Consider the following 17,376-nt stretch of genomic DNA (forward strand, 5'->3'; position numbering starts at 1 on the left):
TCAATCTCATAGTGAGATTGATACACAAACACTTAATTGAATATAGTTTTTTTAAATATTTAAATATTTTTATCTTTTTTCCAAGATAAAAAAAGTGGAGCTGAACTCCACAAAATTAGAATAAATGAGATTGTTAAAAATTAGTCAATTTTACTAACGTTTAGCAAATCTGATTTTATTTGGTCCCATGACAATGCTCTTTTTCCAAAGCTCATCGTTAGTTTCTGGGAAGTCTTCTCTGAAGTGTGCTCCTCTACTTTCTCTTCTGAGTATTGCAGATTTTACGATAAGGATACAGATTTCAACCATATTGATTACTTCAAGAGCAGTGAGTAATGATTCATTGAATTGAGTCCTGTCATCAACATTTAGGTCATTCAATTCCTCTTTCATTTCAAGAAGTCTTTCAAGAGCGGACTTTAGGTTTTGCTCATTTCTTACAATTGACACTTTCTCCCACATCAATTGCTGGATTTCCTTCTTCATAGCTATTGGATCGATGGAACCTTCCTTCATCAATGATTCTATTCTATTCTTTTCCTCTTCAACAGCTGTGAAATTGTACTGCATTGTAGTCAAGTCACATGCAAGAGCAGCAGCAAATCCTGCTCTTTTACCGAACACTTGAGTGTCTGCAAGTGCGTTACCTCCAAGACGGTTAGCACCATGGACTCCTCCACAGACTTCACCGCAAGCGAATAGGTTTTCAACAGTGGATTGGCCATCTTCGTTGATTCTGACCCCTCCCATATGATGGTGTGCAGTAGGTGCAACTTCCATCGGTTCGGTTTTGATGTCCACTCCAATGTCTTCAAACTGAAGCACCATTGTTTCAAGCTTTTCATCAATCAAATCTGGGTCGAGGTGGCTTACATCAAGATATACGCCGCCATGTTCGGTTCCTCTTCCTTCCATGATCTCATTATAGATTGACCTTGCAACAACGTCACGGGTAGCAAGTTCCATACGATCATCGTATCTGCCCATGAACCTTTCCCCTTCGCTGTTGATGAGTCTTCCGCCTTCAGCCCTTACAGCTTCAGTTACAAGAACTCCTTTTCTTGAGTCAGGATATACCATACCTGTTGGGTGGAACTGTATCTCTTCCATATCAATAAGGTCTGCTCCAACATTCCATGCAAGTGCAAATCCATCCCCATTCTTTTGGGTAGTGTTTGAGGTTACAGGGAATAATTGGCCGGATCCTCCAGTTGCAAGAACAACAGCTTTAGCTTGGAAATAGATGATGTCATTGTTCTTGAGGTCAAGTCCAACTGCACCGATCACTTTTGAAAGGATGTTGTTTGAGTCATCCTTGATAAGTGCTGTAATCATCACTTCATCAATGGTCTTGATGTCACGCTTGATGATTTCTTCCTTAAGTGCAGTCATGATTTCATGGCCGGTTCTGTCTCCTTGAAAACAGGTTCTTCTATAGGTTTGACCACCAAATGGCCTTTGGTTCAATTCACCGGATTCCTGTCTGTCAAAGAGAGCGCCATACTCTTCCAAGTCATGGAGTCTATCAGGTGATTCATTGATTAGAATGTCTACTAATTTAGGGTCATTAAGGTAGCTTCCACCTTTTAAGGTGTCTTTAATATGCGCTTCTACACTATCCTCTGGGTCTACAAGTCCAAGTGCAGCATTGTATCCACCTTCAGCCATTCCAGTACAGCCTGATCTGAAAGTCAATCCTTTTGAAACAATCAATGCTTCCTTTCCTTGATTGGACACTTCAATTGCTGCCCTACAGCCTGCACCACCAGAACCTATAATCAATACATCAGTTGTGATAGTTTTAATTTCCATAATTTCCCTTCTTTAGTTTTTTTTAATCTATTTGCTAGTATTTTTTTAATATAAATTTTGATTGGGGTTTATACATTGTTTTCTTTACGATATTGTATAATATCTTCAATTGTTACAACAGGCATGTCATGCTCTTTTGAGAACTCAATTACATCAGGCATTCTTGCCATAGTTCCGTTTGGCAATGTGATTTCACATAATACGCCAGCAGGATTAAGGCCAGCAAGTCTCATCAAGTCGATGGTTGCTTCAGTATGGCCATCCCTTTCAAGCACTCCCCCTTCTCTTGCTCTAAGAGGGAATACATGACCTGGGTGGTGTAAATCACTTGGTTTTGCATCTGGATTTGATGCTGCTTTAACGGTTTTTACTCTGTCTGCTGCGGATACACCAGTGGTTACCCCTTCTGCTGCTTCAATTGTTATTGTAAATCCAGTACCATAAGTACTTGTATTGTTTTCTACCATTAAAGGAAGTTCCAATTCATCTGCCTTATCAGGAGTTAAGCATAAGCATACGATTCCACTTCCTTCTCTTATGAGAAGTGCCATTTGCTCCTCAGTCAAGTGTTCTGATGAAAAGATCATGTCTCCTTCGTTCTCACGTGTCTCATCATCAGTTACAATGACTCCATTTCCTGATCTAATTGCATCCAATGCTATTTCCACTCTTTCTTGAGGACTTCCTTTTAAACTTTCTTCATGATTCATAGTAAAGCTCCTTAGTTGTTTAAATTAAAAGTTTTCTAATTCTAGTTACTAGAATCAGGGCAAAAAAAGGATATTTATTTTTAAGTAAAGGTGATTTTTTTTAGATTTTTAGCTATTCTCTATTAATCAAACATAGAGTTATCTAACCTATTTACTTTAAACTCATATTCTCTTCCATCCGGACTGTCACCGTCGGTTTTGGACTTTCACCAAATCAACACAATTGTGCTCGTGGACTTATCATTTTTAGAAAAAATTTTTGCACTGATGAATCACCACCGGTGGAGAATTTCACTCCGCCCTGAGAATTGTATATTAAAATATATTGTAAGTGATTAAAATACTTTTTTATATATCTTTTTTATATATAAATATAAATTATTTTAACAATGTTAATCATGTTAAGAAAAATTTTTTAACTTTTTTTTTACAAACATTATCATAATAATGTTTAATTCATGTAATTTGGTTAGGATATTATGGCATCAAGAGAAGAAATAAAGGAAGCTAGTCAAAGGATTAAGGAAATCCGTAACGTTGCTAAGAAGTATAATGTAGGACATTTGATATCTGAATCTAGAAAACCTAAAGACCCCTCTCAAGGTGAATATGAAGATGAATTGGATTCTTCTGGAATTAGAATGGCCTTGGAGGAATTAGGCCCGGCTTATGTCAAATTAGGTCAGCTTTTATGTACAAGGCCTGACCTTGTCGGAAATGAGATTGCAGAGGAACTGACAAAGCTTAGGGATAACACTCCTGTCACCCCATTTGAAGAGATCAGGGAAGTGATAGAAACTGAACTTGGTCAGCCATTGGATGAAGTGTACTCCGAATTTGAAGAGGAGCCACTCGGGTCAGCGTCAATCGGTCAGGTTTACAAGGCCATATTGAAGGAAAATGGTGAAAAGGTAGCTGTGAAAGTCCAAAAGCCAGGTTCATATGATATCGTTGCAGCTGATGTAAGGATAATGGTTTACTTGGCTGAAAAGGCAGACAGGTACATTACAAGAACAAGAACATTCAACTTGCCGGCAATCATAAAGGAATTTGAAAGATCCATTTTCAAGGAACTTGACTATATGGAAGAGGTCATGAACATTCAAAAGATCACCAAGAACTTTGAAGGCCATGATTATGTGAAATATCCTAAGGTATATCCAAAACTATGTACCAATAGGATAATCAATATGGAACTTGTTCAAGGGTATAATGTCACTGAGTTGTATGACAATGAGATTGATGGAATATCAGGCAAGAAAATTGCAAATGATATAGTTGAATCCTATTTCAAGCAATTGATGCTTGATGGATTTTTCCATGCAGACCCTCACCCAGGTAACATGATTGTAGATAAGGAAGAGAAAAAGCTCTGTTACCTTGATTTAGGCATGATGGGAATATTGAATGAAAATTTCCGTAGTGACTTGGCTCAATTGATCTTATTATTGCTAGGAGGAAATGCAAACAGCCTTGTCAAGCAATTGCTTTATATGAAAATCATCTCTCCTGAACAGGATACTGAAGAGTTAAGGATGGATATCGAGGATTTGGTAAATCGTTACATTGGTGCTGATTTGGACCAAATGGATGGTGTTTTGGAAAAATTAATCAACACCATGATTAAGCATGGGGTCACACTTCCAAGAGAATTCGTCATGATTGGGAGGGGAGTGGGACTTATTGAAGATATAGGATATAATCTGGATAAGGACTTCAATATTGGAGAGGCACTTCAAAGATTCTCTAAAAAATTAGTCGTCAATAAGTTCAATCCTGTGAATGTTGCAAAAGGAAGCTATGACTATCTATTGGATGTTGAACATTTAATGAAGGATTTGCCTGATAGGATAAATTCCACCCTTACAAAAGTGGAAAAAGGAGAAATAAAAGTCAATTTGGAACTTAAAGGATTGACTGAACTTAAGAATCAGCTTTCAGCATCACTCATAATATCTGCACTTATCATAGGTTCATCATTGGCTATCCTATCAAACAGTGGACCAAAAATGTGGGACACTTCTGCAATTGGTCTATTCGGATTCCTATTAAGTGCAGTTTTAGGATTTTACATAGTTTTAAAATACATTATACTTGATAACTAGATTTTATAAAGATTTTATGAATTTTTATTCAGGATTGATTAAACAAATTCTATAAAGGAGGATTAACATGGGCATTAAAAGCGCAGCAAAAAAAGTTGGAAAAGCAATTATCTTCATGAAACTCTTTGAAGAGATAAAAGCCAATAAAGAGCCAATAGAAGCAGATATTGCAAAATTGAAAGAAATCATTGAAGAATGGAAAGCAGAAGCTCCAGAAGACAAGACAGCTATTTTGGCTTCAATTTTGGTAAAGGCTCAAGAGGGCAATGTTGAAGATGCTAAAGCAGAATTTGAACAGGCTAAAGCTGAATACCATGCTGAAGATGAAGACATTCTTCCATGGTTTGAAAACCAAATTGAAATCATTGAAGCTGAAAAAGAAGCAGAAGCAGACGAATAATTTATTTTTAAATTATTTTTCTTCTATTTTTTCTTTTTTTATTTTTTAATTATTTTTTAATTATTTTTTTAATATTTTTCAATTAATTTTTTCACTAATTTTTTATTTTTAAATCTTTTTTTAATTAATTTTCAAAGCCCTTTCATAAGTTTTGATCTTTTAAAAATAGCTATTTTTAATATGTAAATAAAATTTTGAAAAAAAGAAATTAAAATGCCTTAATTCAATAAGGCATCTCTTGTTTTAATTTTAAAATTAATTTTAAATTATCTTTTGACTTTTACAGTTCTTTTAATGCTGTATTTAAGATAAGACATTTTTACAGTGTATTTCTTACCTGCTTTAAGCTTTTTAAGCACGCTTTTTTTGATTATGACTTTTGCAATTCCTTTTGAGTTGGTTTTAGCATAATAATTTTTGCCTCTAAATCTGAATTTGATCTTTTTGTTTTTAAGCAATGCTTTTCCTTTAGTAAGCTTTACAGTTAAAGTGAGTTTTTTAGCAGATTTTTTCACTGTTTTGTTTTTTGAAGTCAATTTAATGTAATTGTAAATGCAGTTTGAACAGGTTCCACCTAATACATCCCTGCCAGATGAACTTGCCTTATTGGCAGTGAAATTGCATTTATTCACTTTCAAACGCTTCTTGTCAGATGCAACATTTAAGAATCCGTATATTGCCCCTCCTTTTTTCGCAGTGTTTTTGCTGAAGGCGCAATTTGTGATATTTCCAGAGTAGTATTTGATCTTTGGAACCCAAGTCTTGTTTACGTAGCTGCCGCTTTGCTCATGGCATCTGAAGTAAACTGCTCCACCATTTTTAGGCGCCTTATTATTTGTGAATTTTGAGTTCTTGAGTACTAGATTCTTATTTGCAAACACTGCTCCTCCATGTTCATTAGCTTGGTTTGAGTTAAATGTGCATGAATTGATGTTTAGATGAGTGAATCCGTATATTCCTCCTCCACCACGGCCTTTTGCAATATTGTTGGTGAAAATGCATTTGGATACATAGTTTGTTCCGTAGCTTAAATCTATGGTTAATGTAGCATTGAAAACGAATTCCATTTCCCCTTCAGGAGTTCTATCCACATAAATTTTCTTGAAGAAGTCAACGGCTTTGTCTATGGAAAATGTCAATACAGCTCCACCATCCCCTCCTGCAGTATTCTTGGTGAAATTGGAATTCTTTAAATTCAACTGTCCTACAGAGTTTATCGCTCCACCACAATATTTAGCGTAGTTATTTGTAAAGACGCAATTGTTAACGGTCAAATTGCCATAATTGAATATTGCTCCACCGTAAAGGTCGGTGTTTCCGTTGGTGAATTTAATGTTGTTCAATACAACATAATTGTTATCAATAAGGCCGTATCTCACTAATAATATTCTTGACTGGGATAAACCATCTAATGTATGGCCATTACCGTTTATTGTCAAGTTCTTGTTTATTCGGATACCTCTTTTGCTAAAATCCTCATCATAAGCGTAATCCTTATCCAATGTAATTATAGCTCCCTCTTCTGCGTCATCTATCTTCTTTTGCAATGCAGAAAAAGTTCCATCATCTTCTGATGAGTCTCCAATAAGGTTTTCATTTGAGGATTCAGCTAGGCTTTCCTCTAGATTTTCAATTGAATTGCTGTCATCAACAGCAATAATTTCACGGTCCTCCATTATGTTTGCCGCATCATCAATCTCATTTGCAGAAACGCTTGCAATAGAGAATAGGCAAATGAAAATGCATATAATCAGAAGGCTTTTTTTGAATTTCATAAATTTTCCTCATTTCTTTTATTTGCAAATATAATTTTCATATTCTCCTAAAACAATCCGCTTTCCTCTAATTTCTCTTCAAAGTAATGGGAAGGCTTATCTAATTTTTCCTTAATGATCACTGCAGCGGTAATTGTTAAACATCCAATGGCTAAAAGTATAATCAATGCGGGGATATAGTTTGACCAAACCACACCAAGCTGTGCTTCACGGACCAATGTAATTCCATAAGTCATAGGCATGTATGGATACAATGCCTTGAAGAATGGGTGCATGATTTGAATTGGATAGACTCCTCCTGTTGCAGATATTTGAAGAACCAAGAGGATAACTCCAATAGCCTTTCCGACTGTACCGATTGCAGAAATTATTGAGTAGATTAAAATCATGAATATCATCGATACCAGTATGCAAGATGCTATAAAGAGGATTGGATTTACAATTTGGATGCCGAGAAGATAGCAGCCCATGATTGTAACGCATGCTTGAAGTATGCTCATTATAATGTAGGTTAACAATTTGCCGAAGTACATTTCAAATGGGGAATATTTTGTTCCTTGGCTGGTTCCTGGCTTTAACATCACACAGGTAATTACAGCACCTACCCACATGGATAATACAAGGTAAAATGGAGATACATCAGAACCGTATGAATTCACTGGGAACAGCTCGTTTCTTTCCAATTGTACAGGAGAAAGGAAATAATCCCCAAGTGTGTCTTCATCTATGCCTGTGATTCCACCGAGAGTGTTTGCAGTGGATCCTAATGAACTGGATGCTGCAAACAATGCATTTGTTGCACCATTGGAAAGTAGGGATGCTCCAGATGCAAGACTCACTGAACCTTCTGCCAATTTACTGCTTCCTTCAGCCACTTGAACTGTACCGTTTGCCAGTTGGCTTCCTCCGTCAGCTAACTGATTTGCACCATTTGCTAACTGTTTTCCTCCTTCAGCAACTTGGCTGCTTCCATTAGCAAGCTTAACGTTTCCTTCGGCATAGTCTTTTATTGGACCATCCGGTATTAGTGATGGGTCAACCGCTGCTGACAATTCCTCTGAACCTTTTTCCACTTGGGACGCACCATCACTCAATTGGTCTGAGCCTTGCTTTAATTGTGATGCACCATCATTTAGTGCAGATGCTCCAGATTTAACCTGATTAGCACCATCTTTAACTTGGCTTTCACCGTTTTTCACTTGGTTTGCTCCTGCTTGAACTTTTGCATTACCTGCTTGAAGTTGTTTTCCACCGTTTGCTAGTTTTTTAGCTCCTTCAGCAAGGCCTGCCTGCAATTCACCAAGCTTTTGGTAAGCTGCAATATCTATGATTTCAACTATTTTTGCATTAAGTGAGGTATAGACAGCATTGGCACCGGAATCAGTCAATTTAGTTGCTACAGGGTTTGTTTTCATATTTACAACGTATTCAAGCTTTGCCTGTTGAGGATTGTCACCAGTGATTGAAATAATGTTTTCACTCAGGTTTTTGGGTATGACAATTCCCGCATAATAGGTTCCGTTATACACACCCCTTCGCAAGTCATCTTCTGAAACGAATGTCCATTTGAATTTATCATTTTTCTTTAAGTCTTTTACAAGTTCCTTTCCAACATTTATGTCCTTATCATTGAATGATGCTCCCTCATCGAGGTTAGCTATTGCAAATGGAACATCACCAGTGTTTCCATAAGGATCCCAACATGCCTGTATGTTCAAAAGGGCATAAAGTGAAGGAAGAATAATTACTCCAATGAGAACAATCAATACAATAGGATTTGAGAACGCTCCCTTGAAGTTTTTCTTCATGATTTCTGCAATCATCATAGGGTCTTTTCTACTCATCTTTTTACCTATTAAATTTTTTGGATATATATTATTTTATATTTTTTAATATAAATCATTACCATAAAAATATTCATTTTTTTCTTTATAACTATGTTATTAGTTTTATTCTAATTTTTTTTTAAAAATATAGTCATTTTATTTTTTACCCATGAATTCAATAGATTTAAATCATATTTCATCAAAATCTATAACTGAAAATTAATAATTTTTAAAAGATTTGGCATTTTTATTTAATGAGGTGATAAAATGAACCTTGAGGATACAATATACAAAAGACAATCTATTAGATCTTATGATGATGCACCACTTGAAAAGCAGACACTTGATGAGATAAGGGATTTCATTGACAATGCAAAGGAATTGAATCCAAACATAAAATGGAGTTATGAAATCCTTCCAACAGAGAATATCTCTACAATGATGAGATGGAAGGCACCTCATTACATAGCTATTTTCAGTGAGGAAAAGGAAAATTACTATCAAAATGTTGGATTTATTTTCCAGCAAATGGATCTGTTTTTGCAAAGCAAGGGAATAGGGACCTGTTGGATAGGAATGGGAAATCCAAAGAATTTTGAAAATCCGGATAATGATCAAAAATTCATTATAATCATATCAATCGGTAAGCCAAAAGGCAATTTATACAGGGAAATTGACCAGTTTAGAAGAAAAAGCCTTGATGAAATATCAGATAAGGCAGATGAAAAACTAGCCCCTGCACAGTTTGCACCATCCGCTTCCAATACGCAGCCATGGTACTTTACACACAACGATGATGGCAGTTATGACTTATACAGAGTGAAACTTGGAAGACTTAGAAACAGATTCTATAAAAAGTGGAATCAGATTGATACAGGAATAGCTTTAGCACATCTTTATGTAGCAAATGAGGATAGCTTTAGATTCTACATGAAAGACAATCCTAAAGAGCTCAAAGGATTATTCTATGCTGGAAGCTTTGAGATTTAATAGCTATCTTTAGCTATTTTTCACACTTTTTACCATCTGGATTATCTTATTTTACTTTTTATTTGGCTATTTTTCACACTTTTTTACCATCTGGATTATCTTATTTTACTTTTTTTAGCTATTTTACCATAAATATGGAATTAGTTTATATTTTACCTTTTCCTTATACTCTTTATATCCAATCAATTCATTCTCTAATACCTTTTCTTCATTTCTTATTCTAAAAATGATTATTATTGGATAAACCAACATTACAATGAATGAGAATATTGAATCCAATACCAAGGGCATTGACAGGAACAGAAATATTGTGGAAGTGTACATTGGATGCCTTACAAGGCCATATAATCCACTATCAACCACTTTTTGATTCTCACTCACTTCAACAGTACGTGAAAGGTATTCATTTTCTCTAAGCACTTCAGCATACATAATATAAGCAATCAAAAATATGACTGAAGAGATTATAATAAGCACAGTTGGAAGCTTAAACCATCCGTATCTAAAATTAAGTCCAGCTAAAATGAAAGCAACGAGGAATATTATTCCACTAAGCAATAGCACTGTTTTCTGTTCATCTTCCTCTTCCTTTGCATTCAATCTTCTTCTCAAAAGATCTGGAGACTTGAAAAGCATGATTATTCCTGCAAAAAACATAGGAATAAATAGCAATGCCATAAACAGCCATCCATTAGGATAATCTAAGGTTCCAGTAGGAATGAAAAGAAGCATGCATATGATTATAAAACCAATTAGGAATTTGCTTAAAGCTTGAAAAAATAGTTTAGTATCCATCATATCACCGAAATTTACTTTACACTAATTCATTTATTTTTTTAATCTAATAAATTTTGAGTTTGTGGAATGATTATATATTTTTAGGATAATAATAAAATATAAGGTATCAAATAATATTTTTTAGAAAATTAATGATTTAACTGATTCATATGAAATGGAAAATTGGAAATGTTGAAATGGACAATCAGATAGCTTTGGCCCCTATGGCAGGAGTATGTGACTTCAGCTTTAGAACCATTGTAAAGTCAATGGGATGTGGGCTGATTGAAACCGAAATGGTTTCAGACAAGGCTATTATGTATGGCAATTGGAAGACCAAGGAAATGCTGTACATGACTGACTATGAACATCCAATTTCACAGCAGATTGTCGGCTCAGATTTGGAATCACTGACATTTGCATCAAAGTACATCTGGGAGAACACTGATGTGGATATCATTGACATTAACATGGGATGTCCTGTAACTAAGGTGACAAACAGGTCAAAGGCAGGATGCGCTTTGATGAAAGACCCAGATAAGGTAAAATCTATTGTAGAATCTATTGTAGACATTGTACCGATTCCAGTGACTGTAAAGCTCAGAAGCGGTTGGGATAAAAACAGCATAAATGCAGTGGAAATAGCACAAATCGTTGAGGATGCAGGTGCATCAGCAATTACAGTTCATCCAAGAACAAAGGATCAAGGATATTCAGGAAAGGCGGATTGGTCCATTATAAGTAAAGTCAAGGAAAATGTGAATATTCCCGTTATTGGAAATGGTGACATCAAGTCATGTTTTGATGCAAAAAGAATGCTTGATGAAACATCCTGTGATGCAGTCATGATTGGAAGGGCATCACTTGGAAATCCATGGCTTATCAGAGATTGTGTCAATTATCTTGAAGATGGCACACTTCCATATGAAGTTACAATGGAAGAGAGAATGGAAACCCTTAAAAAACACATAGATATGCTTATTGAAGTCAAGGGAGAGGAATTTGCAATTCCAAAAATGAGGACTCAAGCCGCCTATTATGTAAAGAAATTGCCAAGAACGATTGAATTGAAGCAGCAAATATTTAAAATGAATACAAAAGAAGATTTGTTTAATCTATTGGATGATTATGTGAAATCAATGGAAAAAGAGTAATGAAATAAAAAAAAGAAAAAATTTGTTCAAACTTTTTAAAAGTTTGAACTAGTAATAAACTTTAACAGCCTCATCAACATCATCATGAAGACCTAAAGCTGCAAGTGCACCTACTTTACCTTGGTCTCCTGTAACTGCAATTAGTGGAATGTCCAATTCTTCTGCTAGCTTTTCAGCAGTTTCTACATCCATCATGCCGGTTTTGGTAGCCATTGCATATTCCCTAAGTTTCGGTGGGATTCCAATTCCTTCAAGAATAGCTATTGCAGTCTTATCGGATAATGTGTCATGCTCTAGGATTTCAATAAGTCTATTGATCAATCTTTCCTTATCTTCAGCCATTACAGCGAAGGTAAGTGCAATTGAAACGCAGTTTTGAGTTTTGTGAGGATTATGTGGGAATAACTGAACGATAATATGGTCAAGATACTCAAATCCTTCCTCTTTCAATTGAAGGCCAATGTTATGAGCCATAGTCCAGGTTGCTCCAGCATCCTTAACGTCTGTGTCGTCAATTCCAATGACTAGTTTTTCGTATTTTGGAGTTACTACAGTAGCTTTTCCTTCCTTACTGCCTCCTCCGACTTCAAGGACATCCACGTATTTGACACCTTCTCCCATTCCTCTGCACATTCCAGCACCTACACCAGCGCCAGCAAGGCCTCCATGGGTTACCTTAACTTCCTTAGCCTCTTCATCAATTGCAACCTCTTCAATTCCAGCAGCATTGATACTTGCCTTAAGGTCTATTGGCTTTTTGCCTACTTTACAAAGGTAGGTGTGCTTGTTCCCATCTCTTTTAGCATCAATGATAAGTTCACTGCTGTGTTGGTATTGATAAAGCAACCAGTTGGAACCGCTTGGGCATGGGTGGTATTCAATAAGTTCTACAATATCTCCATCTGCCATTGTAATGACTTTCTCATATGGAGCAATCCATGGGTCATCAAATTTCTCTTTTAACTCTTCAGGTTTTAAAATTGCCATATTATCATCTAATATAAAGTTTAAAAAATAATAGAATTGAAAATACTATATGAATCGATAGTTTTTATAAAAAAAGTTTTAAAGAATTCATTTAAGAATTCTTTTTTTTAAATTTAAATGTCTTGTAATCTGTCACACATTTTAACAGCTGCTTCAACAGCGTTTTTACCATAACTAACTCTTCTGTGTGCATCTAATCTGGTCATTCCAGGACCGCTGATACCAAGGGAAATTGGTTTACCCCATTCTAAGGATAAGTCAGCTATTTTACGGGATGCATGTTGAGCTACGATTTGGTCGTGATCGGTTGCACCTTCAATTACAGTACCTAAAGTGATTATGCAGTCAAGGTCAATTCTACCTTCTTCATCTGCTTCAGTTAATTTCTTGATTGCAAGTGGCATATCGAATACGCCAGGAACCATTACAATTTTTGTAATTTCACAGTCACGAACTTTAGCTTCTGCTTTTGCAAGTTCTAACATCATATGAGTAATATCATAGTTAAATTCTGCAACTACTGCACCAATATTATATTTTACCATTTTTTATCCTCCACATTAAAATTTTCTTGTAACTGATTAGATTTAATTTTTTATTTTCATTTACCATTTTCATCATGAACTATTCTTGATTTAGAGCACATATGCAATGAAAGTAGCCACTGCACTGAAGACCATAATAAAAATAATAAACAATGCTGCAATTTTTACTGCGTCCATTTTAAATCTCCTTTTTTTAGATAATTAAATTTAATTATAATTTTAATCTTCTAATATTTTTATATATTATTGTAATTACTTATAAATGTTTTATATTATTTAAATATTTTTTAAATTTTTCATTTTTTCATTCATAAAGAATTATCAAATTAAAAAATCATCAATATTCCGGATTTTCCTTTTTGAATTCTGGATAATTGTCATACTTCAAGACATCCAGGAAGAACTTTTTCTTCTTTGGACCTAGATTATCCAAGTAGTCTTGGTAGTACCCAGTCTCTTTAATCTTTTCATAATCTTCCTTTATAAGATTGAAAAGAGGTTCCTTAGCATCTTCTGTAATGTCCATAAGTGCCATTCTTGGACCATTGACCTTGTAGGCTAAAAGGTCGAACTTGTAGTCTTCATAGAATCCATTCTCAACCATTCTTCTCATAAGCTCGCAGCCTGCTTCAACAGTATCCAAGTAGTTTGCATCAACCACATGAGTTATTGAGGCATCGTGCTTTCTTCTGTAATAGAAATGCTTTCTGATGATTGAAATCCTTTCTGCCTTAAGATAGACATAAAAGAAAAATGGCATATCCTCAAAGTATATCCCCTCTGGAAAGCTTGCATCAATTGATTTCAAAAAGCTGTTTCTATAGATCTTTTGGCAGCTGCTTACAGATAGGTCAAATAGGAAATCCTTTGTTTTCAGAGGGGAGAATACTGCATCATCAAAGCTTTCATCAAGATTATTTAAGTTAAACCAATCGTTTTCATAGACTCTTCCAGTCTCATCATCATAGTTGATCATCTGATACATGGTGATGTCTGTATCCTTGGCCTTTGCCTCATTATAAGCGGTTTCAAAAGCTTCCTCTGTAAACCAGTCATCGCCGTCAAGAAAAGTGACATATTCTCCTTTAGCTATTTTCATCCCCTTGTTTCTGCTTGCACCAAGGCCGATGTTTTCCTGGTCAATGACTACTATTCTGCTGTCCTTATCTGCATAGCTATTGATAATTTCTAAGGTATTGTCAGTTGATCCATCATTGATTATGATAATTTCTATATCTTTCAATGTTTGGTTCACTACACTTTCAATGGCTTTTCTAATGAATTTCTCTTCATTGTATGCAGAAAGAATAACAGATATTTTTGGATTGGTCATTTAAAATCACTTATTTTTTTTTGAAAGTAAGATTAATTCAATGCATTGATTATTGCTTCAGCCACTTCACTAGTGCTTGCTTTTCCTCCAAGGTCTGGAGTTAAGGTTTTTCCTTCATTCAAGACTTCAAGTATTGCATTATTAAGTCTTTCTTCAGCTTCATATTCCTTCAAGTAGTTTAGCATCATGCAAGCTGATAGAAGCATAGCCATTGGATTAGCTATTCCTTGACCTGCAATGTCTGGTGCAGAACCATGAACAGGTTCAAACAAAGCCCCATCCTCCCCAATGTTACCAGATGGAATCATGCCTAATCCACCTACAAGACCTGCTCCCTCATCTGAGAGGATATCTCCAAACAGGTTTGTGGTTACTATGACTTCAAAGCTTTCAGGCCTTGTAATGAGATACATTGCAGTGGCATCCACATAGAAGTCTTCCACTTCTATTTCACCTTCATAGTCTTTAGCCACTTCGTATAGTATTTCCTTGAACAATCCATCAGTCACTTTCAAGACGTTTGCCTTATGAACTCCAGTGACCTTGGACTTGTTGTTGTTTTTAGCATATTGGAAAGCGTAATCTATTATCCTTCTCTCAGCTTTCTTTGTAATGATTCTTCTAGCTATTGCCCCTTCTTCAGTATATTCCTCTTCCTTAGCAATATACATTCCTTCTGTGTTTTCCCTCACTATCATAAAGTCAAGGTTGTCAAAAAGGGCATTGGTGTTTGGATATGATTTCACTGGCCTTAGGTTTGCAAAAAGGTTCAATTCCTGTCTAAGCCTTACAATAACATCTGCTGCAGTTTCTCCTGCAGCTCCAAAAAGACATGCATCTGCACTTTTTGCAAGCTCAATTGTTTCATTTGGCAAGGCTTCACCATTTTTTTCAAGACATTCGTCTCCAGCTTCACCGTAATTGAAATTAAAGTCAATATCCAATGAATTCAATACACTTATGCATGCATCCATAACTTCTTTACCAATTCCATCTCCTGGAATTACAGCAATATTATACATTTTTTAACCTCATTGATGATTAATAGTAAAAATAATAATTTTCTAAAATAGTTTTTTAAATAATTTTTAGATAATTTTTAGATAATTTTTAGAAAATTCTTTAGAACAATTTATAAGAAAATTATATGTAATTTATTCGTTCTTCTGATTTTTTAAATAATTGATTAAACCACCGGATTCAAGGATTTCAAGCATGAATGGAGGTAATTTCTTAAATTCAATTTCCTTTCCGCTTTCTGAAATTATCAATCCATTTTCCATATCCACTTCGATTTCCTCACCATCTTCAATAAGTGCAGACACTCCAGGAGCTTCCAAAAGCGGAACTCCTACATTTGTTGCATTTCTATAAAAGATTCTTGCAAAGGATTCAGCTATTACAGCAGATATTCCACAACCCTTAATAGCTATTGGAGCATGCTCTCTGCTTGATCCGCATCCGAAGTTTGTTCCTCCAAGAATGAAGTCTCCTGCATTCACTTTTGACTTAAAGTCAGATACCAATCCTTCCATGCAATGCTCTGATAACCTTTCCTCATCAGTGTAAATCAAGTATCTTCCTGGAAGAATAATGTCTGTATCAATGTCATTTCCAAATTTCCAAACTTTTCCTTTCATCTTATTCCTCCTTAGGTACAGCAATTCTTCCTTCAATAGCTGACTGTGCAGCCACTTTAGCAGAAGATAGGTAAACCTTTCCTTCCGGACTTCCTTGTCTTCCCTTAAAGTTTCTGTTTGATGTTGAAAGACTTACCTCATCAGGTCCGATAAGGCCTGTATGGCCACCAAGACAAGGTCCGCAGCATGGTGCTGAAACAAGTGCTCCTGCTTCTACAAATATCTTGATTAGCCCTTCATCCAATGCCTTTAGGTAAGTTTCCTTAGATGCAGGAATAACCAACATTCTAAGTTCATTCGCTATCTTGTTTCCTTTCAATATCCTTGCAGCATCTCTCAAGTCTTCGATTCTTCCATTTGTGCATGAGCCGATAAAGACTTGGTCGATTTCAACATCAAGCTCGCTTGCAGGCTTCACATTATCCACATTATGAGGACAAGCTATTTGCGGTTCAAGTTCGCTTACATCAATATCCATAATTTCAAGACTTGGAGAGTCAAGGTCACTTTTAAGGTTTGATTTTTCTATAAACGCCTTAAGCCTGTTTCTATTCTCACCGCTTACACGGTCTTTAAGGTAATCATATGTCTTTCCATCCGGCTCTATAAGGCCGGTTTTTCCTCCCATCTCAATTGCCATATTTGATAGGACCATTCTGTCGGAAATGTTCATCTCAGAGATTGTCTCTCCTGCAAATTCACATGACTTATATGTTGCACCATCCGCTCCAACTTGACCGATGATATTCAAGATCACATCCTTTGCTGATGTGTTCTCTTTAAGCTTTCCTTCCACATTGAATCTGATTGTTTCAGGTACCTTGAACCATAACTGTCCTGTAGACAAGACCATTGCCATATCGGTAGATCCGATTCCAGTTGCAAATGCGCCGAGAGCCCCATATGTACAGGTATGTGAGTCTGCACCTACAATAACGGTTCCAGGTATTACATGGCCTTTTTCAGGCAAGACCTGATGACAAACCCCTTCCTTTACATCGTAGAAGTTTTCAATTGTTTGTTCCTTTACGAATTTTCTCATTAATATATGGTTATTGGCGGAATCTAGAGAATCTGCTGGAACCTGGTGGTCAAATGGGATCACGATTTTTGAGGAATCCCATACCTTTTCAGTTCCTATCTTATTGAATGATTCAACTGCGAGAGGTCCAGTCAAATCATGCATCATAGCTATATCGATATCTGCCATGACAATGTCGCCAGCTTCAGCTTCTCCATTACCTGAAGCTCTTGCAAATATCTTTTCAGCAATTGTTGACATATTTTCACCTCATTTAAAAAGAGTTATGTTAGTTAGTTAG

At 35.8% G+C, this 17,376-nt stretch carries 15 protein-coding genes and 1 riboswitch; of the genes, 4 read left to right on the forward strand and 11 right to left on the reverse strand.

Features of this window, described 5'->3' with window-relative positions:
• Positions 1 to 153 precede the first annotated feature (153 nt).
• On the reverse strand, positions 154 to 1,812 hold the full coding sequence (gene tfrA, locus Q0409_RS03515; RefSeq protein ID WP_298535122.1) for a fumarate reductase (CoM/CoB) subunit TfrA: 1,659 nt from the start codon (positions 1,810 to 1,812) through the stop codon (positions 154 to 156).
• Positions 1,813 to 1,880: 68 nt separating this feature from the next.
• Positions 1,881 to 2,522, reverse strand: coding sequence for a 3,4-dihydroxy-2-butanone-4-phosphate synthase (gene ribB, locus Q0409_RS03520; protein WP_298535125.1), 642 nt, complete (start codon positions 2,520 to 2,522; stop codon positions 1,881 to 1,883).
• 162 nt (positions 2,523 to 2,684) lie between these two features.
• Positions 2,685 to 2,835: riboswitch (FMN riboswitch) on the reverse strand.
• A gap of 166 nt (positions 2,836 to 3,001) precedes the next feature.
• Here ribB and Q0409_RS03525 point away from each other — a divergent pair.
• Positions 3,002 to 4,627, forward strand: a complete 1,626-nt coding sequence (locus Q0409_RS03525; RefSeq protein WP_298535127.1) for an AarF/ABC1/UbiB kinase family protein — start codon at positions 3,002 to 3,004, stop codon at positions 4,625 to 4,627.
• 67 nt (positions 4,628 to 4,694) lie between these two features.
• Complete coding sequence (locus Q0409_RS03530) at positions 4,695 to 5,027, forward strand: hypothetical protein (RefSeq protein ID WP_298535129.1); 333 nt, start codon at positions 4,695 to 4,697, stop codon at positions 5,025 to 5,027.
• 266 nt (positions 5,028 to 5,293) lie between these two features.
• Here Q0409_RS03530 and Q0409_RS03535 read toward each other — a convergent pair whose 3' ends face one another.
• Positions 5,294 to 6,802 (reverse strand): hypothetical protein, encoded by a 1,509-nt coding sequence (locus Q0409_RS03535; protein ID WP_298535132.1) that lies wholly within the window; start codon positions 6,800 to 6,802, stop codon positions 5,294 to 5,296.
• Positions 6,803 to 6,849: 47 nt separating this feature from the next.
• Positions 6,850 to 8,646 (reverse strand): YhgE/Pip domain-containing protein, encoded by a 1,797-nt coding sequence (locus Q0409_RS03540; RefSeq protein ID WP_298535134.1) that lies wholly within the window; start codon positions 8,644 to 8,646, stop codon positions 6,850 to 6,852.
• 249 nt (positions 8,647 to 8,895) lie between these two features.
• Between Q0409_RS03540 and Q0409_RS03545 the strand changes: the two genes are divergently transcribed.
• Positions 8,896 to 9,618 (forward strand): nitroreductase family protein, encoded by a 723-nt coding sequence (locus Q0409_RS03545; protein ID WP_298535136.1) that lies wholly within the window; start codon positions 8,896 to 8,898, stop codon positions 9,616 to 9,618.
• A gap of 123 nt (positions 9,619 to 9,741) precedes the next feature.
• On the opposite strand, the gene Q0409_RS03550 is transcribed toward Q0409_RS03545, so the two are convergent.
• On the reverse strand, positions 9,742 to 10,413 hold the full coding sequence (locus Q0409_RS03550; RefSeq protein WP_298535138.1) for an isoprenylcysteine carboxylmethyltransferase family protein: 672 nt from the start codon (positions 10,411 to 10,413) through the stop codon (positions 9,742 to 9,744).
• A 152-nt stretch (positions 10,414 to 10,565) separates the two neighbouring features.
• On the opposite strand from Q0409_RS03550, the gene dusB reads away from it, so the two are divergent.
• Positions 10,566 to 11,549 carry a tRNA dihydrouridine synthase DusB gene (gene dusB, locus Q0409_RS03555; RefSeq protein ID WP_298535140.1) on the forward strand — a complete coding sequence of 328 codons (984 nt, stop codon included), beginning with the start codon at positions 10,566 to 10,568 and terminating at the stop codon, positions 11,547 to 11,549.
• 48 nt (positions 11,550 to 11,597) lie between these two features.
• Here dusB and mmp11 read toward each other — a convergent pair whose 3' ends face one another.
• The 6 genes from mmp11 to hacA form a co-directional block, all read right to left on the reverse strand.
• On the reverse strand, positions 11,598 to 12,536 hold the full coding sequence (gene mmp11 / locus Q0409_RS03560) for a methanogenesis marker protein 11 (RefSeq protein WP_295603991.1): 939 nt from the start codon (positions 12,534 to 12,536) through the stop codon (positions 11,598 to 11,600).
• A gap of 113 nt (positions 12,537 to 12,649) precedes the next feature.
• Positions 12,650 to 13,081, reverse strand: coding sequence for a 6,7-dimethyl-8-ribityllumazine synthase (gene ribH, locus Q0409_RS03565; RefSeq protein ID WP_295608389.1), 432 nt, complete (start codon positions 13,079 to 13,081; stop codon positions 12,650 to 12,652).
• A 337-nt stretch (positions 13,082 to 13,418) separates the two neighbouring features.
• Positions 13,419 to 14,414: a glycosyltransferase family 2 protein gene (locus tag Q0409_RS03570; RefSeq protein WP_298535144.1), complete on the reverse strand. Its 996-nt coding sequence runs from the start codon at positions 14,412 to 14,414 to the stop codon at positions 13,419 to 13,421.
• A gap of 32 nt (positions 14,415 to 14,446) precedes the next feature.
• Complete coding sequence (locus Q0409_RS03575; protein ID WP_298535146.1) at positions 14,447 to 15,436, reverse strand: isocitrate/isopropylmalate family dehydrogenase; 990 nt, start codon at positions 15,434 to 15,436, stop codon at positions 14,447 to 14,449.
• A 132-nt stretch (positions 15,437 to 15,568) separates the two neighbouring features.
• Positions 15,569 to 16,054, reverse strand: coding sequence for a 3-isopropylmalate dehydratase small subunit (locus Q0409_RS03580; RefSeq protein WP_298535148.1), 486 nt, complete (start codon positions 16,052 to 16,054; stop codon positions 15,569 to 15,571).
• A gap of 1 nt (position 16,055) precedes the next feature.
• Positions 16,056 to 17,336, reverse strand: coding sequence for a homoaconitase large subunit (gene hacA / locus Q0409_RS03585; RefSeq protein WP_298535150.1), 1,281 nt, complete (start codon positions 17,334 to 17,336; stop codon positions 16,056 to 16,058).
• Positions 17,337 to 17,376 lie beyond the last annotated feature (40 nt).

The sequence above is a fragment of the uncultured Methanobrevibacter sp. genome (assembly GCF_937898925.1).
Classification (GTDB): domain Archaea; phylum Methanobacteriota; class Methanobacteria; order Methanobacteriales; family Methanobacteriaceae; genus Methanobrevibacter.